This is a genomic window from Stappia sp. TSB10GB4 (assembly GCF_900185745.1).
Classification (GTDB): domain Bacteria; phylum Pseudomonadota; class Alphaproteobacteria; order Rhizobiales; family Stappiaceae; genus Stappia.
Genome location: NZ_FYAV01000044.1, coordinates 116,622 through 138,305, shown reverse-complemented (window position 1 = coordinate 138,305; position 21,684 = coordinate 116,622). Strand labels below are relative to the sequence as shown.

General features: G+C 65.8%; 18 protein-coding genes. 10 read left to right on the top strand and 8 right to left on the bottom strand.

All coding sequences use genetic code 11. The features are described from left to right. Window positions 1–2: 2 nt before the first annotated feature. From TSB10GB4_RS10015 to TSB10GB4_RS09980, 8 genes are all read left to right on the top strand, one after another. Window positions 3–1,097, top strand: a complete 1,095-nt coding sequence (locus TSB10GB4_RS10015; protein WP_186395630.1) for an NAD/NADP-dependent octopine/nopaline dehydrogenase family protein — start codon at window positions 3–5, stop codon at window positions 1,095–1,097. Window positions 1,098–1,156: 59 nt separating this feature from the next. Beyond that, window positions 1,157–2,101 carry a 3-hydroxybutyryl-CoA dehydrogenase gene (locus TSB10GB4_RS10010; RefSeq protein WP_244570881.1) on the top strand — a complete coding sequence of 315 codons (945 nt, stop codon included), beginning with the start codon at window positions 1,157–1,159 and terminating at the stop codon, window positions 2,099–2,101. A gap of 194 nt (window positions 2,102–2,295) precedes the next feature. Continuing rightward, complete coding sequence (locus TSB10GB4_RS10005) at window positions 2,296–3,744, top strand: APC family permease (protein WP_186395628.1); 1,449 nt, start codon at window positions 2,296–2,298, stop codon at window positions 3,742–3,744. Between the two features lie 152 nt (window positions 3,745–3,896). Further along, window positions 3,897–5,570 carry an aldehyde dehydrogenase gene (locus TSB10GB4_RS10000; RefSeq protein WP_208984646.1) on the top strand — a complete coding sequence of 558 codons (1,674 nt, stop codon included), beginning with the start codon at window positions 3,897–3,899 and terminating at the stop codon, window positions 5,568–5,570. Between the two features lie 33 nt (window positions 5,571–5,603). Continuing rightward, window positions 5,604–7,130: an ABC transporter substrate-binding protein gene (locus TSB10GB4_RS09995; protein WP_186395627.1), complete on the top strand. Its 1,527-nt coding sequence runs from the start codon at window positions 5,604–5,606 to the stop codon at window positions 7,128–7,130. 99 nt (window positions 7,131–7,229) lie between these two features. Continuing rightward, window positions 7,230–8,309 carry an ABC transporter permease gene (locus tag TSB10GB4_RS09990; RefSeq protein WP_371328887.1) on the top strand — a complete coding sequence of 360 codons (1,080 nt, stop codon included), beginning with the start codon at window positions 7,230–7,232 and terminating at the stop codon, window positions 8,307–8,309. A 3-nt stretch (window positions 8,310–8,312) separates the two neighbouring features. Then, entirely contained in the window at window positions 8,313–9,164 is an 852-nt protein-coding gene (locus tag TSB10GB4_RS09985; protein ID WP_186395626.1) for an ABC transporter permease, read from the top strand. Window positions 9,165–9,167: 3 nt separating this feature from the next. Continuing rightward, window positions 9,168–11,006 (top strand): ABC transporter ATP-binding protein, encoded by a 1,839-nt coding sequence (locus TSB10GB4_RS09980; RefSeq protein WP_186395625.1) that lies wholly within the window; start codon window positions 9,168–9,170, stop codon window positions 11,004–11,006. A gap of 45 nt (window positions 11,007–11,051) precedes the next feature. On the opposite strand, the gene TSB10GB4_RS09975 is transcribed toward TSB10GB4_RS09980, so the two are convergent. From TSB10GB4_RS09975 to TSB10GB4_RS09965, 3 genes are all read right to left on the bottom strand, one after another. After that, window positions 11,052–12,344, bottom strand: a complete 1,293-nt coding sequence (locus TSB10GB4_RS09975; RefSeq protein ID WP_186395624.1) for an FAD-binding oxidoreductase — start codon at window positions 12,342–12,344, stop codon at window positions 11,052–11,054. Between the two features lie 74 nt (window positions 12,345–12,418). After that, on the bottom strand, window positions 12,419–12,841 hold the full coding sequence (locus TSB10GB4_RS09970; protein ID WP_186395623.1) for a RidA family protein: 423 nt from the start codon (window positions 12,839–12,841) through the stop codon (window positions 12,419–12,421). Window positions 12,842–12,941: 100 nt separating this feature from the next. Next, window positions 12,942–14,081, bottom strand: a complete 1,140-nt coding sequence (locus TSB10GB4_RS09965) for a tyramine oxidase subunit B (RefSeq protein WP_186395622.1) — start codon at window positions 14,079–14,081, stop codon at window positions 12,942–12,944. Window positions 14,082–14,302: 221 nt separating this feature from the next. Here TSB10GB4_RS09965 and TSB10GB4_RS09960 point away from each other — a divergent pair, with 221 nt between their 5' ends. Then, window positions 14,303–15,364: an AraC family transcriptional regulator gene (locus TSB10GB4_RS09960; protein ID WP_186395621.1), complete on the top strand. Its 1,062-nt coding sequence runs from the start codon at window positions 14,303–14,305 to the stop codon at window positions 15,362–15,364. 84 nt (window positions 15,365–15,448) lie between these two features. Here TSB10GB4_RS09960 and TSB10GB4_RS09955 read toward each other — a convergent pair whose 3' ends face one another. Then, entirely contained in the window at window positions 15,449–16,942 is a 1,494-nt protein-coding gene (locus tag TSB10GB4_RS09955) for an MFS transporter (protein ID WP_186395620.1), read from the bottom strand. Window positions 16,943–17,042: 100 nt separating this feature from the next. Here TSB10GB4_RS09955 and TSB10GB4_RS09950 point away from each other — a divergent pair, with 100 nt between their 5' ends. After that, window positions 17,043–17,597 (top strand): TetR/AcrR family transcriptional regulator, encoded by a 555-nt coding sequence (locus TSB10GB4_RS09950; RefSeq protein WP_186395619.1) that lies wholly within the window; start codon window positions 17,043–17,045, stop codon window positions 17,595–17,597. Between the two features lie 30 nt (window positions 17,598–17,627). Here TSB10GB4_RS09950 and TSB10GB4_RS09945 read toward each other — a convergent pair whose 3' ends face one another. The 4 genes from TSB10GB4_RS09945 to TSB10GB4_RS09930 all read right to left on the bottom strand — a co-directional run bounded on the left by TSB10GB4_RS09945 (window position 17,628) and on the right by TSB10GB4_RS09930 (window position 21,584). Continuing rightward, entirely contained in the window at window positions 17,628–18,911 is a 1,284-nt protein-coding gene (locus TSB10GB4_RS09945; protein WP_186395618.1) for a TRAP transporter large permease, read from the bottom strand. Further along, a complete protein-coding gene (locus tag TSB10GB4_RS09940; protein WP_186395617.1) occupies window positions 18,908–19,378 on the bottom strand; it encodes a TRAP transporter small permease in 471 nt (156 codons plus the stop codon). The genes TSB10GB4_RS09945 and TSB10GB4_RS09940 overlap by 4 nt, the downstream gene beginning before the upstream one ends. Window positions 19,379–19,516: 138 nt before the next feature. Further along, window positions 19,517–20,509 (bottom strand): TRAP transporter substrate-binding protein, encoded by a 993-nt coding sequence (locus tag TSB10GB4_RS09935; protein ID WP_186395616.1) that lies wholly within the window; start codon window positions 20,507–20,509, stop codon window positions 19,517–19,519. A gap of 325 nt (window positions 20,510–20,834) precedes the next feature. Next, on the bottom strand, window positions 20,835–21,584 hold the full coding sequence (locus tag TSB10GB4_RS09930; protein WP_244570876.1) for a GntR family transcriptional regulator: 750 nt from the start codon (window positions 21,582–21,584) through the stop codon (window positions 20,835–20,837). Window positions 21,585–21,684 lie beyond the last annotated feature (100 nt).

The window sequence follows — 21,684 nt, the reverse complement described above, 5'->3', positions numbered from 1 at the left end:
CTATGCGGATTGCAGTACTGGGAGGCGGCAACGGGTCGCTCGCCGCCGCGGCGGATTTCGCACTGGCCGGACACGACGTCGTCCTGTGGCGGCGCAATGCGGAGGACGTGGCGCGCCACCTTTCTCTAAACAACATTATCGCCCTGCGTGACGGCAAGGGACGGCGGGAGGCGGTCCTTGCCGAGGTGACCGACCGGATGGGCGACGCGCTCGCCGGGGCGGAACTGATCTTCTGTCCGGTCCCCGCCACGGCGCACGAAGCGCTCGCGCCTGTACTGGCTCCGCATCTGCGGCCGGGCCAGGTCGTCTACATGCCACCCGGTACGCTCGGTTCGCTGATCTTCGCCGGTGCGGCGCAGGCGGCCGGCACGGCGGACGGGGTTGCCTTTGCCGAGTCGGGCACTTTGCCCTGGCTGGTGCGCAAGCATGGCTTTGCGGAGATTGTCGTCAGCGCTCGCGGCACGCGGCTCCCGACCGGTGTGTTTCCACGCTCCGGGATGGATCGGGCGCTGAACGTGATCGGGCAGGCCTTTCCCGGTGCGATAGAGCCCTGCGGCGACGTTCTGTCGGCGGCACTGATGAATGCCGGCCCCATCATCCACCCACCGGTGATCACCATGAATGCCGGACCGCTCGAACATTTCGACGCATGGGACATCCACAACGAGGGTACACAGCCCTCGATCCGCCGGGTGACGGACGCGCTCGACGCGGAGCGGATCGCGGTGCGGGAGGCGCTCGGCTATCGGGCTCCGCATTTCCCGCTCGCCGACCACTACAGCGACGAGGGCGAGGAGTGGATGTATGGGCGGAAGTCTCATCACGAACTGAAGGAGTCGGGCGACTGGCGGGAGAAGATCGTGCTCACCGAGCATCGCTACATGATGGAGGATGTCCGCCTCGGCCTTTCCCTCCTGGTGTCGATCGCCGATCTGGCCGGTGTCGCCGTGCCGATCGCGGCAGGCCTGCTGGCGATCGGCTCGGCGGTGTGCGGCGAGGATTTCGCCCGCAACGGGCGTCCGCTCTCCAGCGTGGGGCTCGGCGGATACTCGCGCGAGGACATCGCGGCGTTTCTTGAGCGGGGGTATTCGGCATGAGCGGCAATGTCACCGGCGCGAGCCCGCGCGAGAAGGTCGTCGCCCTTGGCGCCGGCCGCATGGGCAGGGGGATTGCCATCGTCTTCGCCTATGCGGGCCATCCGGTCACGCTGATCGACTTCAAGGAGCGGCCGGCGGAGGAATTCGCGGCTCTCGCCGAGGAGGCGCGCGGAGAAATTCTCGAGACGCTCCTGTTGCTGAAGGACCTCGGCCTGTTCGAAGGGAGCGGAGCGGCCGAACGCATCGCCGGCCGCGTCACCGTGTTGCCGAAGTCGGCGGCGGGGGAGGCGCTGGGCGAGGTAGACCTCGTCTTCGAAGGGTTTCCCGAAGTCCTGGAGCTCAAGCGGGAGGCGCTTCGCGAGGCCTCGCGCCTGTGTTCGCCCGAGACGATCATCGCCTCCACGACCTCGACCATCCTGGTCGACGATCTGTCGCCGGCGGTCGAGGAGCCGGCGCGTTTTCTCAACGCGCACTGGCTCAACCCCGCCTTCATCGTGCCCCTGGTCGAGCTGTCGCCCGGCAAGGCGACATCGGATGCGGTCACACAGCGCCTCGTGGCTCTGCTCGAACAGATCGGAAAGGTACCGGTGCTGTGTGCGTCGACCCCCGGCTATATCGTCCCGCGCATCCAGGGTATCGCGATGAACGAGGCGGCGCGTCTGGTGGAGCAAGGCGTTGCCTCTGTCGAGGATGTCGAGAAGGCGGTGAAATATGGCTTCGGCTTCCGCTTCTCGGTGCTAGGGCTGCTGGAGTTCATCGATTGGGGTGGCGGCGACATCCTTTATCACACCAGCCGCTACCTGTCGGGGGCGCTCAACGATGAGCGCTATGCGTCGCCGCCGATCATCGAACGCAACATGGCGACGGGCCGGATCGGCCTGAAGACCGAGGCAGGCTTCCTCGATTACCGGGCCATGGACGTTGCGAAGTACCGGGAGGAGCGCCTGGCCGCGTTCATCGATCGCCTCCGCCATCTGGAACTGGCCAAGCCGCCGGTGCTCTGAAAAGCCTGTGTGGCCGCGAGGATGCGCGCCGTTGGGGAGCGCATCCGGTCGCATCGTCAAGGCGGGCTCAACGTCTCCGCGATCGGCAGCAACTGAACCTATGCTCGGTACGTCGGAACCGATCACACGGCATAAAGTTTGACAAATAAGAATATGTAAGATCATGTAATATAGTTGACAGAGGAGGGGAACCCATGACGTCCAAAACTGCTGCAGGTCAGGCAGAGGTGTTGGCCAGAAACTCGCTCGGACTGGCGCATATCGTCTTCTTCGTCGTTGCCGCCGCCGCACCGCTCACCGCGGTTGTGGGGGCCACTCCGGTGGCTTTCGCATTCGGCAACGGGCCCGGCGTCGCCGGCGCCTTCCTTCTTGCTGGTGTGATGTATCTGCTGTTCAGCGTTGGCTTCACGGCGATGAGCCGCCATGTGCGGGGGGCGGGAGCGTTTTACACCTACATCGTCCAAGGGTTGGGAAGGCCCGTCGGCGTCGGCGCGGCGATGATCATCCTGTTGGCCTATAACGCGGTACAGCTCGGCATCTATGCGCTTTTCGGCGTCTTTGTCGCGGCTGCGCTGGAGCCGCTCGGCATCGATCTGCCCTGGTGGGTCTCCTCGATCGCCGGCATCGCCATCGTGACGGCGCTGGGACGGCGCAACATCGCCTTCAGCGGCCGCGTGCTGGGATTGTGCCTGGTTGCCGAGGTTCTGATCCTGCTGCTCCTGGGCGTGGGCATCCTGTTGCGTGGCGGCGGTCCGGAGGGGCTGAGCCTCGATGTCTTCGCGCCGTCGACGGTGTTCACGGCCGGGCTGGGAGCAACGCTCGTCTTCGTCATCGGCTCCTATATCGGCTTCGAGGCCACGGCGATCTTCGCGGAAGAGGCGAAGGAGCCGCGCCGCACGATCCCGCGCGCAACCTATGCGGCAGTCGGGCTGATCACGGTCTTCTATGCGTTCTCGACCTGGGCCATCGCGCAATACTACGGGCCTTCCCAGGTGGCGGCGGCGGCCCAGTCCGGCCTCGAGGAGTTCTATTTCACCGCCTCCGCCGACATTCTCGGGCCCTGGTCGGTGCCGACCATGAGCATCCTGCTGATCGTCAGCCTGTTTGCCTGCGTGCTGTCGTTCCACAACACGATCAGCCGTTATTTCTTTGCCCTCGGCAGGGAGGGAGTGCTCGCCTCGGCGCTGTCGCGGGTGCATCCCCTCCACCGGTCTCCTCATGTCGCGGGCCTTGCGCAGAGCGGCCTTGTCGGGTCGGTTCTGCTGATCATGGCGTTGGCGGGGCTCGACCCCTATGGGGTCATCTTCTCATTGATGTCGGTGATCACCGTGCTCGGGGTCCTGACCGTGCAGGCCCTAGTCAGCCTGGCGGTGATCCAGTTCTTCCGCACTCTGCCAGCGGGCGAGCGTCCGGGGGTGTTCGCCGCGCTCTTCGCCCCCGCCCTCAGCGTCCTGTGCCTGGGTGGCGCGGTGGGTCTGGTGATCAGCAACATCGAGTTCCTGTCGGGCACGGAAAGCCCCATCGTGCAGACGTTCCCCCTTCTCATAGCCGTGGTGGGCATCGGTGGCGCCCTCTTTGCCAACTGGCTCAGGAGCAACCGTCCCGTGCTCTATGCGAGATTGGGCAGGGCGCTCGAGCAGTAGTCCGGCAGGATCCTCCGCGTTCCCGTGGAGCGGCGCGGTCCACGGCCCTTCTCCCCTAGCCGGGCGTGGGCCTCCTCCCGGACGGCAGCCCGGCGTGACCCCTCATGCCGGGCTGTTCTTTTTGCCAATGGCGCTTGGCCGAAACGGCATAGTTGGCGGTCGAAACCGAAATGGACCTCCCGTCTGGCGATGACCTAGGCTTCCTAGATAACAGGAAGGGGAACGAAGAGAGTGTCTGTGATTGTCTTGCCGGATGCGGCAGCCCTCGCCGAATGTCCGTCGTTCCTGCGCGTTTCGCTGCGCGGCGATCTGTTCGGGAGCACTGCTCGATGATTGCCGCCGTGCGGGCCGAGGGGCTCTTGGCGAAGATCCCTTGCGGGAAACTGTTCATCGGCGGACAGTGGCGCGAGGCTGGCGACCGGACACAGATCCCCGTGATCGATCCCGCCAGCGAGCGTGTCATCGCCCATATTCCGGCGGCCACCGCGCAGGACGTCGATGAGGCCGTCGAGGCCGCCCATGCCGTCTTCACCGATCGCAGATGGCGGCGCATGCGACCACTTGACAGAGGGCGGCTGCTCGAACGCCTTGCCATGCTGATCGAGCAGGAGGCCGACGAACTCGCTGCCCTGGAGACGCTCGACAACGGCAAGCCGCTTTGGGTCTCGCGCAACATCGACATGCGCTTTGCCGTCGACGCGCTTCGCTACTATGCGGGCTGGGCGTCGAAGATCACCGGCGAGGTCATCACGCCGTCGCCGTTGGTCGACGACGGCGGCATCTATCGCACCTATACCGAGCGTGTGCCGGTCGGAGTGGTGGCCGGGATCACGCCCTGGAACTTTCCACTCGGCCAGGCCATCCAGAAGCTGGCCCCCGCGATCGCCTTCGGCTGCACGGTGGTGCTCAAGCCTTCGGAAATGACCTCGCTGACAAGCCTCCGTCTCGCACAGCTTATCGAGGAGGCGGAGTTTCCGGCCGGCTCGGTGAGCATCGTCACGGGCTTCGGTCACGAAGCGGGCGCCGCCCTGGTGCGTCACCCCAGGGTCCGCAAGATCGCCTTCACGGGGTCGACCGCAACTGGTCAGGCCATTCTTCTGGAGGCGACACGCAGCCTCAAGCGGGTCACCCTGGAGCTTGGCGGCAAGTCGCCGACGATCGTCCTCGCCGACGCCGACCTTGAGGGCGCGATCGAGGGAGCGGCGAATGCGATCTTCGCCAATTCCGGCCAGGTCTGTACGGCCGGGTCCCGGCTGCTGATTGCGGCACCGGTGTTCGAAGAGGTGGTGAAAGGGGTGGCGGAGCGCGCCGGGCGGCTCCGGCTCGGCAGCGGGTTCGATGCCTCGACGGATCTCGGGCCGCTCGTCTCGGCAGCCCAATGCGAGAAGGTCTCGGCCATCGTTTCAGCCGCGATCGACGGCGGTGCCGAGGTCAGGGCCGGCGGTCACAGCCCTGCGGGCGCCGGCTATTTCTTTCGCCCGACCGTCCTGACCCGGCCGGATCCGGCCTGTGCAGCGGCGACCGAGGAGATTTTCGGGCCGGTCGTCGTCGCCATGCCGTTCTCCGACCGCGGCGAAGCCGTTGCTCTTGCCAATGCCACGCCATTCGGCCTCGGAGCGTCGATCTGGACGCGCGACCTCGACGCCGCGCATCTGCTGGCCGAGGATATCGAAGCCGGCACGATCTGGCTCAACACGCATAACGTGCTGGATGTCGCGGTTCCTTTTGGCGGCATGAAGATGTCGGGCCTCGGCCGGGAGTTCGGCAGCGAAGTCGTGCACGCCTACACCGAAGTCAAATCCGTATCGATGCGATTGCGGCCCTGACCGCCGGACACTGCCAGCCAGAGGAGAGCGACAATGAAGGACATCGACAGACGCTTGTTCATGAAACTGGCCGGGGTTGCCGGCGGCGCGTTGCTTATGCGACCTGATTTCGCGCTTGCCGGCGACATCGATACGGTCTCCATCGCCTGGATGACCGATCCGGTGACCTGGGACCCGAACCAGCGGCTGGCGCCAGATCCGCAGACCGTTCTCAAGATGCTGTTCGACCAGCCGCTGAACCAGACGGCCGACCTTGAACTGGTACCCAACGTGGTCACGCAGTGGAAGCTTGCGGACGATGCGCGCAGCCTTCAAGTCGTGCTTCGGGACGACGTCACCTTCTCGGACGGGACCCCGCTGACGGCCGAGGACTTCCGCTTCACCTTCTTCGAGCGCCTTCAGCGCGGCGACGAGATCGACCTTATTGTCGGCTTCGGTGTCGTGTCGGACATCGAAGTGGTCTCGCCGGTGGAGGCCATCATGCGGTTCAAGGATCCGTTCCCGACGGCGCCGCAATGGCTCGGTTTCAGCGCAAGCTACATCGTCTCCAAGGCATATGCCGAAAAGGTGGGGGTCGAGGGCATGCAGACGGCACCGATGGGATCGGGGCCCTATGTGCTCAAGGAATATCGGCGCGACAGCCGCATCGTGTTTGTCCGTCGGGATGATTACTGGGGAGACCTGCCCTCGGTCCGGCAGATCACCTTCGAGATCATCCCCGATCCCACCGCGCGCCTGGCGGCGCTGGAGTCCGGGACGGTCGACATCGCGCTGGAACTGTCGATTCGCGATGTGAAGCGGCTGCAGCAGGGCACCGCGTTCAACGCCATCGCGAACCCGATCGCGCGGATCATCTATGTCACCGTGCGGGCGGACGGGGCCTTCGCCGACCACAATGTCCGTCTGGCGGCGCACAAGGCGATCGACAAGGCGACGCTCAGCCGGGCCTTCTTCGGCGGCGACGCCGTGACCATCGACGTTCCGACGATCCCCGGCATGCCGGGCAATCCGCGCGACTTCGCCTTCGCCTACGATCCGGAAGGGGCGGTGGAACTGCTGGCTGCCTCCGGTCATGGTCCCGACAAGCCGGTCAAGCTTGGCTTCGCGACGACGAACGGTCAGTTTCCGGGCGACTACGATCTGGCTCGCGCCATCGTGACGATGTGGAGGAAGGTCGGCATCGAGGCCAGCCTGACCGTGATCACCGAGGCACAATGGTACGAGCTCAACGCCACCGGCAAACTGCCCGACGCCTCGCTGTTCGTCTGGGAAAACGGGACCGGTGATCCGGAGCTGTTCGCCGGCCATATGTTCAATCAGGATCTGCCATTCTCCACCTATCGGACCGAGGAGGTGACGGCCCGGGTCCAACCCCTGTTCTCGGAGCCGGACTACGAGACGCGCATCCGGGGCTATGAGGACCTGAACGCGTATCTGGTCGAGGAAGGAGCCATCATCCCGCTTCTTCAGGCCATTCAGACCATCGGCTTCCGGAAGGGCCTCAACTTCAAGCCATGGTCGAACGGCCTGGTGCTGCCGGGGGCCATCACGCCGGCCTAGGTCGCCATGCGTCTATCAAGACGCACAAAAGGCCATCCGGCTGTTTGACTCTCCGTATCGTGCTTTCCGAAAACCGAGTTCGGTTTTCGGGCCGATGCTGTGGCAGCTTCAGAGGGATCCGCGCGGGGAACGGTCCCGCGCATCACGCCGGAGGGGGGCGTCGAGGTGTTCAGGGCACTGCTATGGGTGGTCGCAAGGCGGTTGGCGGCGATCATGCCGGTATTCGCCGTCGTTTCGATGCTCGTCTTCCTGGCGCTCAGGGTGCTGCCGGTGGATCCGGCGCAGATGTCGCTTCCGCCATCGGCGACGATCGAACAGGTCGAGGCCAAGCGGATCGAGATGGGTCTGACCAAACCGGTCTGGGAGCAATACGCGGTCTGGCTCGGCAGCGCGGTACGCGGCGATTTCGGCGAGTCCGCCCAATATCGCATGCCGACCTCGACGCTCGTTCTCCAGCGCCTTCCGGCCACCATCGAGCTTGCGACATGTGCTCTGGCCTTCGCCATCGTCTTCGGCGTTGCCATGGGGCTGCTGATCTTCGCCGCGCGCGGGACGGTTCTTGCATCGGCCGGCATGGTCGTCACCTCGGTGATCATGGCCCTGCCGGACTTCCTGCTGGCACTGTTGTTCATCCTGTTGCTGGGCGTGTTGATGCCGCTGTTCCCGGTGAACGGCAGGCTCGCTCCGGGACTGTCGGTTCCCGACCTCACCGGCTTCCTGCTCGTCGACACTCTGGCCGCGGGGGAGCCGCGGCTGTTCCTCAACGCCCTGTCCCACATGGCGCTCCCCGTGCTGGCGCTGGGGCTGGCCTTTTCGCCGGCCATCATCCGCGTCCTGCATTCCAGCCTCGTCGCTACCTATCAGCAGAGCTACATCCGGCAGGCGCGGCTACGCGGGCTCAGCGACCGCAGCATCCTGTTCGGGCAAGCGCTGAAGAATGCCATCCTGCCGGTCGTCGTGCTGGTCGGCACGCAGTTCGGCGGCCTGTTTGGCGGCACGTTGCTGGTCGAACTGATCTTCTCCTATCCCGGCCTCGGCAACCTGATGCTGAGAGCCATGCAGACGGTCGACCTCAACGTCATCATGGCGGTTGCCCTCATCTATTGCGCGACCACCCTGATCTTCAATTCGCTTGCCGATGCCGGCGTCTATCTCCTCAATCCCAGGCTGAGAAGCTGAGCGATGCATGGTTTCGCCCGATATGCGGACATCCGGCTGATCCTGAGCGGAGGGGCGGTCTCGGCCCTCCTTCTGATGGCGCTGCTTGCACCATGGATCGCACCCCATGAGCCGAACGACCAGGATCTGCTGAGCATCCTGATGCCGCCGGTTTTCGCCGGCGGGTCGGCGGAGCACCTGCTGGGGACCGACAGCCTCGGCCGCGATATCCTGTCGCGACTGATCCATGGCGCGCGCACCGCCATGACCGTCGCGATCTTCGCGTCCTGCGGCGCCATGCTCCTTGGCAGTGTCCTTGCCTGCATCGCGGGCTATTTCGGCGGCAGGATCGACTGGGCAATCTCGCGGCTGGTCGAGATCTGGTTGTCCTTCCCGCCGGTCGTTCTGTCGATGCTGCTGATCGTCGGGCTCGGCATCGGCACGGACAAGGTGATCCTCGCGATCATCCTCGTCGACTGGACCCGCTTCTGCCGGGTCCTGCGCACCGAAGTTCAGGTGACGCGGCGACAGGACTATGTCGCCTATGCGCGCCTTGCCGGCTTCTCCCACGGACGCATCATCCTCCGGGAAGTGCTGCCCGGCGTGCTGCCGATGATCGTCACGCTGTTCAGCCTGCAGATGGGGATCTCGGTCGTCGTGGAAGCGATCCTGTCCTTCGTCAGCATGGGCGTTCCCGCCGACGTGCCCGCCTGGGGCCAGATGATCGCGGATGCACGCATCGATATCTACTCGGCGCCCTGGGGGCTCGCTTTGCCGATCCTGATGATCTTCGTCACGGTCCTGAGCTTCAACGCGCTGGGCGACAGCCTCAATCGTGTCCTTGATCCCCGCTCCTCAGCCAGACGGCCGGTTTAAGTGATGAAACAGCAGAATGTGCTTGAGATCAGCGGGCTCGACGTCTCGCTTCCCACCGGCGATCGGATCCTGAGCGGGGTCGACCTGGCGATCGGCGGCGGCAGGATCCTTGGTGTTATCGGCGAGTCCGGAGCGGGCAAGTCGATGATCGGCGCCTGCATTGCCGACACGCTGCCGGGCGCACTGGCTGTGTCCGCCGGATCGATCGAGTTCGACGGCCTTCCGCTGGGCAGCATGACGCGGGCGACGCGGCGCGACCTGCTGGGACGCGACATCGGGTTCATTCCCCAGGAGCCCATGACGGCGCTCAATCCCGCCCTGACGATCGGGCAGCAGTTCGGCGGTCATCTTGCCCGGATCGGCTTCAGATGGCCGAAGGAGCGCAAGGAGCGGACCATCCAGCTTCTGGAGGACGTACATCTTCCCCGGTCGAGGGAGTTGCTTTCGCACTACCCGCACCAGCTCTCCGGCGGCATGCTGCAACGTGTCCTCATCGCCATGGCATTCGCGTCCAATCCGAAGCTGGTCGTGGCCGACGAGCCGACGACCGCGCTCGACGTCACGATCCAGGCGCGGGTGGCCGAGCTCATCGCGAGAATGGTCGAGACCCATGGGGCGTCGGTTCTCTTCATCACCCACGATCTGTGTCTGGCGGGTGATCTATGCGACGAGGTCGCGGTGCTTTACGCCGGCCGTATCGTGGAAAGCGGTGCGGCGGAAACCATCATCGGCAGTCCTACGCACCCCTATTCGCGCTGCCTCAGTCTCGCAACCCCCACCCTCTCGGGGCCGCCGAGGCCGTTGCTGACCCTGCCGGGAACCATGCCGAGCGCGTTGGAGCGAAGCGTCATGGCGGGCTGCGAACTCGCCCCGCGCTGCCCGGTCGCCGAGATGAGGTGCCACACGGACAAGCCGTTGCTTGCCAGCACCACCACCGGCCATCGCAGCGCCTGTCACTTTCCCGAGCGCGTCTCCGCCATCCAGGCTCCGGCCGAAGGGCCTCAGGCCGCGGCACGGGAGCCCGGGCCCGACGTCGTGCTGCGTGCCGAAGGATTGGCGAAAACCTATATTGCTCGCGACTGGATTGGGCGCATGCGCCGGGTCGAGGCGCTTCGGGGCCTCGACTTCGAGGTGCGCGAAGGCGAGTTCGTCGGCGTGGTCGGGGAGAGTGGTTCGGGCAAGAGCACGCTGACCAAGCTGATCCTCGGTCTCGAGGACGTGACGACCGGGTGGCTCGATGTGGCCGGGTTTGCAGGAACGGACCGCTCTGCCGCCACCTTGCGGGCGCTGCGCGACCAAGTGCAGCTCGTGTTCCAGGACCCACAGTCGGCGCTCAATCCGCGGCGCAGCGTCGGCAGCCTTGTCACGCAAAGCCTCGAGGCGCGCGCGGACCGGCCGTTGCGGGCGGCCCGCAGCGCCATCGCCAGGGATCTGCTCGCCAAGGTGCTGTTGCCGCCGGACGTCATCGATCGCTTTCCCGACCAGCTTTCCGGTGGCCAGAAGCAGCGGGTCAACATCGCCCGAGCGCTGTGTTCCAACCCGCGGCTGCTGGTCGCCGACGAGATCGTGTCCGGCCTCGACGTGTCGGTTCAGGCGCAGATCCTCGAACTGCTGAAGGCGCTTCGCGAAGAGGCCGCGATTTCGTTGCTGCTGATTTCCCACGACCTTGCGGTCGTTCGGCACATCTGTGACCGGACGGTGGTGATGTTCAGGGGAGAGATCGTCGAGCAGGGGCCGGTCGAGGAGGTGTTCGGCAACCCAAGGCACGACTATACCCGTGCGCTTGTCGCCGCCGCGCAAGGGGGGACCTCCCTGCGCAAGACCATGTCCCAAAGCCAGTAAAGGCTGGTCGCGAGTGGCTTTCCGCGGCTCCGGCCCGATCCGCGCTCAGAACCGGTCGAACCGATAGGGGTCTGGGTCGACGATCGGCGATGCGCCGGTGACGAGGTCGGCGGCAAGCTGGCCGGCTGCCGGAGATGTGCCGAAGCCGTGGCCGGAGAAGCCGGAGGCTATGGTCAGGCCGGGAAGGGCGGCGACCGGCGAGATCACCGGCAGCGAGTCCGGAGTGACATCGATCATGCCGGCCCAGGCCTGGCGGATGACGACATCCTTGAAGATCGGCCAGGCCAGCGCAAGGTTGCGCAGCGCCTCGGCATTGAGCGCGTCGTTCACGGGCGGATCGAGTGTTCGCACCAACTCGAAGGGCGAGGCCCGGTCGCCACTCCAGCGGCGGCCGAGCGACAGATCGCGTAGCAGGTCTCGGCCGAGCGAGATCCGCACATTCTTCCATTGCGCTCGCAAGGTCGACAGGTAGCGATGGCCGATCAGCAGGTGGTCGAGCATCAGCGGGGCGACCAGCGCGCCGCGCTGGGTGATCGTGTAGCCGCCGTCATGGCGCTTGCGGAACGAGAAGTCCGGGGCGCCGACGGCGATCTCCGTCGGCCCGTCCATGGGGGCTGTGCGCGCGACCGAGGCGACCAGCGGCAGAGCCGGCAGCGACAGGCCGAGATTGCCGAGAAACCGGCGCGACCATACCCCGCCCGCCAGCAGCACCTGGTCGCAGCGGATCTCGCCGCGCTCCGTGACCACGCCGCACACCCGCCCCGCCGCCGTGGAGAGCGTGCGCACGGCGCAGTCTTCGACGATGACGGCGCCCTTTGTCAGGGCCGCGCGGGCGACCGCGCTGGAGGCGAGCGTGGGTTCGGCGCGCCCGTCGGAGGGGGTATGAATGCCGCCGACCCAGCGACCCGCGCCACCGGGGACAAGCCGATCGATCTCCGCCGGGGCGAGCAGGCGGGAATCGAGGTCGAGGTCCCGGACTGACGCCAGCCAGTTGCGGTGCCCCGCCATTTCGGCTTCGGTTCGGGCGAGATACATGATGCCAGCCCGCCGGTAGCCGATATCGGCGCCGAGCCGCTCGGGCATCGTCGCCCAAAGCCGGTCCGATTCGAGAGAGAGCGGGATGTCGGCCCTGTCGCGGCCCATCTTCCGGATCCAGCCGAGGTTTCGCGAGGATTGCTCCCCGGCGATGCGGCCCTTTTCCAGCACCGTCACCGGCACCCCGCGCTCGGCGAGCGTCAAGGCGGCGGTCAGGCCGACAATGCCGCCGCCGATGATGGCGACGGTCGTTGCGGCAGGGAGTTCGGCAGAGGTGTGGACGGGGAGGATGAGGGGAGCCACGGCTCTTTTCCTTGGTTTCGGGGCGCCGGGTCAGCGCGGGCAGGACGCGGTGCGGCAGTGGTCGGCAAGCCGGCTCACAGCGAGATCTTCATCATCCTGGCGTTGGCGGTGGCTGCGCCGCGATAGGCCGTTACCTCGATCTCGACCCGATATTCGGGCGCGCCGAGTGCCGGGCAGGTCATGGTGAGGGTCGGATCGATCCTGCGCATCTTCTCGCCATAGGCGGCCATGACGGTTTCGACATCCTGCGGAAACTGGACGAAGACGCGCGCCGCCACGACGTCGGCAAGGCTTGCGTCGACCGCCGCAAGGGCCGTCTCGATATTGGCCAGAACCTGGAGCGTCTGCGCGGTGAGGTCCTCCGGGATCGTCTTGGTGCGGGGATTGCGGCCGGCGGTGTTGGAAACGAAGATCAGATTGTCGACGGCAACGAGGCGCGAATAGCTGCCGTGTTCCTCGAACTTCGAGCCGGTTTTGACTTTGACGATGTCTGGCATGACGGGATCCCGGTGAGGGTGACGATGACGGCCAGTCCACGGGCCGGCGGGGAAGGGAGGCGGTGAAAGGGCAGCGCCGCGGGTTGCGACGGCGAGGGGGTCAGCGCAGGGCCGGCTCGTCCCACAGGGTAAGCCGGGTGCCGATGCCCAGTTCCAGCGCCTTGCGGTAGACGACGGTGCCCCAGGCGACGTCCTCGACCGGCATGCCGCCGACCGACATGATGATGATCTCGTCGTCATCGCGCCGGCCGGGCGCCTCGCCGGCGACGATCTCGCCGAGGTCCTCGAGCTGGTCGCGGTCGATCCTGCCTTCGGCGGCAAGGTCGAGGAAGCGGATGCCGACCGCCGGGACCAAGGCATGGACGGGCTTCGGGTTCTCCTCATACCAGGCGTCGTACAGGCCGGTATTGTCGAGCACCTTGCGGATCTCCGGGGCTTCCATGCCGGCATCGATGTTGCACAGGGCCGGCATGGACAGGAACGTGCCGGGGCGCACCCATTCGCGCCGCACCGTCGGATAGGTGGAGGGGTCGCCGGTGGCCCCCGAGCCGCAGAAGGTGACGATGTCGCAGTCCCGCACGACGTCTTCGATCTCGTCCACCACCTCGACGTTGGCGATCTGGGGATAGGTTTTGCCCAGCCAGGCGAGGAAGGCCTCGAGATTGGCGCGGCCGCGGCCCTTGATCTTGACGGTGTCGATGCCGGGACAGACCGCCATGAAGGCCGACAAAGAAGTCTTTCCCATGACGCCGGGGCCGAGGAGCCCGACCACCCGGGACTCGGGCCGGGCCAGATGGCGGGCGCCGACGCCGGGAACGGCGCCGGTCCGATAGGCCGACAGAAGATTGGCGGACATGAAGGCGAGCGGCGCCCCCGTGTCCGGATCATTGAGCACGAAGGTCAGGATCGAGCGCGGCAATCCCCTCGCCCTGTTCTCGATGTTCGAGCCGTACCACTTCATGCCGGTGGTCCGGAACCGTCCGCCCAGATAGGCGGGCATGGCCATGAACCGGCGGTCGGCGGTCGCCTTGGGCATGTCCGGAAAGGGAGATGTCTCGGGAAACAGCACGATCGCGCCATGCGAGTTGTTGTTCGCGCCCGCCATGCGATAGTCGCCATGGTGCAGCAGGCGGAACATCTCCTCCATCGTGTCGACGCAGGCGGCCATGTCGGTGACGCCGGCGCGGATCATGTCGGGCTCGGACAGGTAAATGAAGTCAATCCTGGGGGAGGCGGTCATCTTGCTCGGCATCTTTCGTGACGGGTGAGCGAAAGGTGCCGCTGGTCCCGTCCAAGGTAAATTGCCGGGACGGTTGAAGCCTTTGCAAAACCGGCCAAGGTCGGGATCCGGGCCGGCCCTTGCGCCGTGCCGTCCGATCGGCGCTGAAGGGGCGATCGTTATTTTACAAAAACAGTCGAGTTTGCTAAAAAGAAAGACAATCCAGATCCGGGACTATCCCTATGGCTGACGTTTCTCCTCATCGCCCCACTTCGGCCAAGGATGAGAATGCGACGATCCGTTCTCTGTTTCTGGCAGCGCTGTTCAACGCCCTGCCCGACAGGACGGACGAACTCGGCCCTTTGCTCGACGCACATGGCGTCTTCGGATCGCAGGTCACTCACCCCTACCAGCAACTGCCGCTGCATCGTTATGTGTCGCTGCTCGAAAGCGCGGCGGCGACGTTCTCGCAGCCCTTTCTGGGGCTGGAGATGGGGGCTCGCTTCGGCCTGACGGAGTTGGGGCCGTTTCACGCCCTGCTCAGTGCCTCGCGGGATCTGCGCGATGCGCTGGCCACCTTTGCCCGGTTCCAGAGCCGCTGGCAGACACAGACGCTGCTGTCGGTGGACCGGTGGGCGGATGCGACGAGTTACGGCTACCGCATCGACAATCCGGCCATCTGGCCGCGCCGTCAGGACGCCGAGTTCACCATCGCGGGTCTGATGACGCTGGTGAAGCAACTCACGACGGCGACCTGGTCGCCGGTGGAAGTGCATTTCGAACATTCAGTGGCGAGCCGGGAGAAGCAGCTTCAAGCCTTCTTCCGGGCGCCGGTTCTGGGCAACCAGCCGTCCAATGGGCTCGTCATCCTCGACGAGGATCTGGACCGGCCGTTTCCCCGATCTGCGCGTTCTGCCGATGACGGGCTGAAGAGCATTCTGGAAACCCATCTGCTCGACCTGATCCGCCCCGAAACGGTCGCGGGTAAGAGCATTGCCAAACGGGCGGAGGAGATCATCGCGCGGCGTCTTGGGCAGGCCTCGGTCGACTGCGACGTGATCGCTGCCGATCTCAATATGTCGGTACGCTCCCTCCGCCGCCGATTGGTTGAGGAGGGCACGTCGTTCCGGCGCGTGTTGCAGGAAACGCGGCAGGCGAGGGCCGAGGCGCTGCTGGAGGACAGCGGGATGCCGTTGGCCGCCGCGGCGCAGGTTCTCGGTTATGCGGACACGGCGACGTTCTCGCGAGCCTTCAAGCAGTGGACGGGGGCGGCGCCGCGGCGCTACGGCAAGAAGGCGCCGTGAGGCGGGCGTGCCGTCCAGGGTGCCGGACCGGGCCTTCGCTTCCGGCACCTGGAACACGCCCGCGCCCCGCCCCAGTCCCCGCGCTCAGGCCCGCCCGGTTCTGGCACCATGCCGTGCGACCATCGCGATTGCAATGGAAACGGCAAACATCAGCGCCATTGCGGCTCCCATTACGGCAAGGAAGGCGCTGTCGAAAGCCGCATGCGCCCGGCTGACGAGCAGGGTGGCGAGACCTTCGGGCAGCGCTTGCGCCGCGAGCAGCGCCCCGTCGATACCGTTCTGTGCCAGATCCGGAACGGCAACGCTGGCCGGCAGGCGGAACGAGGCCGCATAGACCGCCGACATTAGGCTGCCGAGAATGGCGATGCCGAAGGCGCCGCCGAGTTCGTAGGACACTTCCTCGACCGAGGCGACCATGCCCGCCCTGTCGGGGGGCGCGCTGAGCAGCATGGCGCTGGAGGCGGCGGTCATCGCTGCGCCGATGCCCAGGCCGATCATGATGAAGGCACCGATCCGGATCGAGAGCCCGGACTGGTAGCCGACGAGATAGGCGAGAACGCCGGCCGCCGCGAGGGCGAGGGACGACCACAGAACGCGTTCGGTGCCCACGCGCGGCAGCACCAGCCCGGCCAGCGGCCCGGCGACGAAGGCTGCGAGCGGGATCGGCAGGATGGCAAGTCCCGCCTGCAGGGGCGACAGGCCGACGACGAGCTGGAGCCGCTGGCTGACGGCCAGTTCCGTACCCATGAGCGCGGCCGAGGCGACGAAGGCGGCGGCGACGGCCGAGGCAAAGGTGCGGTTGCGAAACAGGGCAAAGTCGAGCATCGGCGTGCTGGAGGAGCCCTGACGGCGCACGAAGGCGACCGCGAACACCAGCCCGACAGCCACGGCGAGGATGGCCGTCGCAGGGGACGGCTCCGCCTTGCCGGCCTCCTTGATGGCGAGGGTCAACCCAACCAGGGCGATCATGATCTGGGCCGAGGCCAGAAGGTCGAACGGACGGTCCGGATTGCCGCGACTTTGCGGAAGCGCGACCAGGGCAAGCCCCAGCGCAAGCAGGACGATCGGCACGTTGATGAGAAACACCGAGCCCCACCAGAAATATTCCAGCAGCAGGCCGCCGACCACCGGCCCCAGGGCCGCGCCGCCCGAGGCAATGGCGGCCCAGACGCCGATGGCGACGGACCGCTCTTGCGGATCCTCGAAGGTGTGGCGGATGATGGCGAGCGTTGCCGGCATCATCATGGCGGCACCGATGGCGAGGGCGACGCGCGCCGCGATCAGCATCGTCGGGGTGGAGGAAAACGCGGCGGCCAGGGAGGCGCTGCCGAACACGACGAGGCCCGTGACGAACAGTCTCTTGTAGCCGAACCGATCCCCCAGCGCGCCCATGCCGGGCAGCAGCCCCGCGACGGTCAGCGCGTAGGCGTTGACGATCCACAGCTTCTCGCTCGGCGATGCGTGCAGATCGTGGGTGAGGCTCGGCAGGGCGAGATAGAGCACCGTCATGTCGATGACGATGAGCAGAAGGGCACTGGACAGCACGCCAAGGACCAACCAGCGGAGATGCGATTGCATGGAATTCACCATCAGGGTTCGCGCCCGGTCTTTCCAAGCGGCTGGACCGGGATCAGACGCCCTTATATAAATACATACGTATTGAATGAAAAGGGGTGACATGGGCCGAAAGAAGACAATCGACCGCGAGGCGCTGCTGGATGTGGCTGAGGAGATCGTGACGACGAAGGGCGCCGCGGCTTTGACCATTGATGCCGTCGCCAAGGCAGCCGGCATCACCAAGGGCGGTGTCCAGTACAGTTTCGGCACGAAGGACGCCCTGATCGACGCGATGCTGGACCGCTGGGCGAAGAGCTATGCCGAGGAGTTCGCCAGGATCGCCGGCTCAGGTCCCGACGCGCTGACGGCGATGCGCGCCCATGTCGAGGCGACGCGGCGCTCCGATGCGGCGTCCAATGCCAAGGCGGCCAGCCTTCTGGCGGCGTTGCAGCAGACGCCGGAGCACCTTGCCTCGACCCGCCGCTGGTATCGCGAGCGGCTCGCCATGCTCGATCCCGCGACCGGTGAGGGCCGGCGCGCCAGGCTGGCCTTCCTTGCCACGGAAGGGGCGTTCGCATTGCGGTTCTTCGGCCTGATGGACATGGACGAGGGCGAGTGGGAGGACGTCATGAAGGACATTGCGGAAAGCCTCGGCCCCCAAGGCGAGCGGTCATAGGCCCGCAGTCGCCCGTTGCGCTTGCGCAGCTCATCTGAAGGCGGAGGTCAGGACAGGCGCCAGGATGGTGCACAGCGTGACGAAGAATGCGATCCCGAGAAAGGGCAGGATTTCACGTACCAGGGCACCGAGCTTCACATTCGCCGCGGCTGAGGCGATGAACAGTCCGGCCCCGACGGGAGGGGTCAACAGGCCGATCGACAAGGTGAGACACACCATGACGCCGAACTGGATCGGGTCGATGCCATAGACGGTGACCGCGATGGGCAACAGGATGGGCACCAGGACGATCAGCGCCGCCACACCGTCGAGGAAGAAGCCGATGATCGTCAGGAACAGGAACGTCAGCAGCAGGAAGGCGATCGGATCCGAGGTGATCCCCTGAAGCAGCAGCGCGATGGTCTGCGGCACCATGTTGAAGGTCAGGACCCATCCGAACACCTTGGCGGCGGCGATCAGGAACAGCACCATGGCGGTGTTCCCGGCCGTTCGTACCAAGGCTTGCCGGAGGCTCGCGAAGGTCAGCTTGCGAAAGTAGAGCGAGCCGACCAGCAGCGTGAAGACCACCGCGATGGCGGCGGATTCCGTCGGCGTGAACACGCCGAAGGCGATGCCCCCGACGATGATGCCGGGAATCGAGAGGGTAACGAGCAGATCGAGGACGACGCGCCCGCGCGCGGGCTCCCCGGCTTGGTTCCCGGTGGCCGTATCCGGCCTGGCCGGACTGCCACCGTCCCGGCGCGGCACGCGGATCGAGATCCACAGGCACAGCAGGAAGAACATCAGCAGGCCTGGCAGGATTCCGGCCATGAACACGTCGGCGACGGAAACCTGGGCCACCACGCCGTAGATGATGAAGATCATCGAGGGGGGAATGAGAGGGGCGATCAGACCGGCCGAGGCCGTCAAGGCGGCGGCGAAACCGCGCTTGTATCCGTCATCCTCCATCGCCGGCACCATCACGCGGCTCATCACCGCGATCTGCGCCGTCGCCGAGCCCATGATCGAAGCGAGCATCAGGTTGGCGATGAGCGAGACATAGGCCAGGGAGTTGGGCAGTCGCCGCAGCGATGTCCGGGCGGCGGAAATCAGGCGCTGCGTCAGCCCGCCCTCGTTCATCACCTCTCCCAGCAGGATGAACAGCGGAATGGCAAGCAGGTCGAAGATCTCCAGCGAGGAGAACAGCACCTGGGGCAGGGCGTTGAGCAACCGCCAATTGCCTTCGGCGGCCATGAAGATGAACGCCGAGCCGATCAGCACGAAGGCGATCGGCAGTCCGATCAGCAGGAACAGGGCAAAGGAAATCGCGGTCATCTGGCGGTGTCCCTGGCGGTGTCGAGGACGAGAATCTCGACGATGTGGGACAGGGTGTGCAGCAGCGAGAGCCCGCAGAACAGCGGGATGATGGCGAGGAACGGCCGTTTCGGCATGTTCAGCGTCAGGGCCTGCTCGAAGGCGACAGCCGGTCCGTTGAACCATTTCCAGGCCGCGTAGAGCATCCCGGCCAGCATGGCGAAGACCAGGATCTCCACGACGAGGCGGATCGCGCGGACAAGCCGCGGCGGCAGCGCGTCGACCAGCGACACCCGGACCAGGTCGCCCCGGCCGATCGACGCCGCAGCCGCCAGAAAGGCCATCCAGATGAGGATGTAGACCGCCAGTTCCTCGGCGAAGAACAGCGGCGCGTTCAGGACATACCGTCCGAACACGTTGACCGACAGGATGAGCGTGAACGCCACGATCAGGACGCAGGCCGCGAAGGTTTCCACGGACTGCAGCAAAAGGCTTGTTCTTCGGAGCGTGATGGCGAAGCGATGCATCTTGCTGGCGCGGTCCTGCTCTTGGATCGGTAGGGGCTGGCCCGGCTCGGACCGCTCGATGGGCGCCTGTCTCGCGTCAGGCGCCCATGAGGCGCACGGTTACTGCGCCCGCAATCCCCGCACCTGCTCCTGGAACCGCTTGACCACGTCGATGTCGCCGAACTCCTTCTGGAAGGCGGCGTTGGCCTCGGAGAAGGTCTCTTCCAGGCCCTCCGGCTCCGACACGTCGATGGCGGCAAGCAGACGCTCGCGGTTCTGCACCTCGCGGGCGACCTGTTCCTGCTTGGCCCATTCGAGGACCTCGTCGAGGACGCGCGAAAAGGCTGCCTGGTGCTCCGCCGACAGATCTTCCCAGGCTTCCTGGCCCATCAGCACAGCCAGCGGCCACGCCATATGGTTGGTCAGGGTGAGCTGCTTGCCCACGTCCTGCAGGCTGAAGCCGGTGAGCGCGTCGAGATCGATGTCGACCCCGTCGAGCAGTCCGGACTGGAGCGACTGATAGACGTCGGTGAGGCTGACAGGGGTCGGAATCGCCCCGAGCGCCTGATACCAGATCTGCGTCGCCCGGAACGGCGTGATGCGGATCTTCTGGTTGCGCAGGTCGGCGACGGCGGTGATGGGCTGGCTGCGCATCAGGATATGCCGCTGGCCGGCAAAGACATAGCCCTTGCCGAGGATCCCCAGTTCGCCGAGGCTCTCCAGCATCTCCTTCGCGGCCTCGGTGTCCGCCGCCCGCACGGCCATCTCCACGTTATCGATGAGGAACGGGGTGAACCAGGCGTTGAACGTTGGCTGGCGGGCGGTGACGGCCGCGACCGACGGCCACGTCATGTCCAGCAGTCCGCTCTGCATCTGCTGCAGCATGTCCGCCTCGGAGCCGAGCTGGCCGCTGGGGAACACGCTGACCGTGAGCTGGCCGCCGGTTTCCTCGGCGATCTTCTCGGCAAAGCGATTGGCGGCCAGGGTCACCACGTGGCTCGGCGGCGTGATCAGCCCGAGACGCAGGTCCCGCGCTTCGGCGGCGCCATTGGAAAACGAGGCTACGGCAAGGGCGATGCCCGCCAGTGCCGACGACAAGACGCGACAGTTCATGATGCTTCCCCTCTGTGTGTGGACGCGGGCCTGCCGGATCTGGTTGCAGACAGCCGCGACGCCTTTCTTTCGAAAAAGAGAGCACCTTTACAATTATCGGTCAAGACGCAAGATGATGGACTGTGATCGAAATTTTTACAATCTTACGATCTGAATTTGCCGGGCGCGGCCCCGCGAAAAGGACGCAATTCGAGGCGCGTCGCGCCGTCAACGGTTTCGGCGTGGCGGGGGTCTCAATCCGGGAGAGAGGCGTCGGCCAGGGCGCCCCCGATGGTTCTCGAGCATCGGGGGCGTGCCTGCGTCTGCTGCCGGCCGGTCGGGATGGTCAGGCGACGGCGGCGCCACTGCGGGACATGGACACTTCGATCAGTTCCGATGTCTTGCGATAGTGCGCGGCCAGCAATTCGGCGGCCTCGTCGGCGCGCCGCGCCAGCGAGGCATCCATGATCTCGCGATGTTCCCTGGGAATGTTGCGGCTGGTGGCTGGATTCTTGCCACTCAAGGCCGGAAGCCGGTAGCGCTGGGTTTCCGTGTAGAGCTGGTCGGCAAGGGCAATCAGCCGACGCGAGCGGCAGGAGGCGATGAGTGCGCGGTGGAAATCCTTGTGGCGGCTTTCCAGGGCAGAGATATCGTCGTCGCCGCCGTCTCCGGCGCGTTGCTCCATCCTTCGCACCTGAAGGTCGAGCGCGTGAAAGGTGGACACGACCGTGGCTTCCCAGTCGTCGTCGCCGTGCTGGATCGAGCGCCTGAGAGCCTCGCACTCGATCAGGATGCGCGTTTCGGTGGCGTCCCACATCTCCTCGACCGAAACCGGGGCAACGGAAAAGCCGCGCAGTGCTGCGGTGACGACAAGGCGCTCGGTCTGGAGGCGGTTGAGCGCCTCACGCAAGGGCGAGAAACTCAGGCCGTAGCGCTGCTTGAGCAATTCCAGGCGCAAGGGCTGGCCCGGCGAAAAGACATTTTGCACGATGTCGTCCCGCAGCCGACGATAGGCCACCTCGGCGAGCGTCTCCGCTCCGCCCTGGGCCGCCGCGGCTGCACCGCTCTTCGCTTTGGTCACATCTTCCGTGCGCACCTTGGCTGTCTCCTCATGATTTGTCCTTCTGATTTACATCAGTTCGCCGGAAATCGCAAAGGCCTATTGATTTCGAAAATCAAGCGTGTCATGTAATATC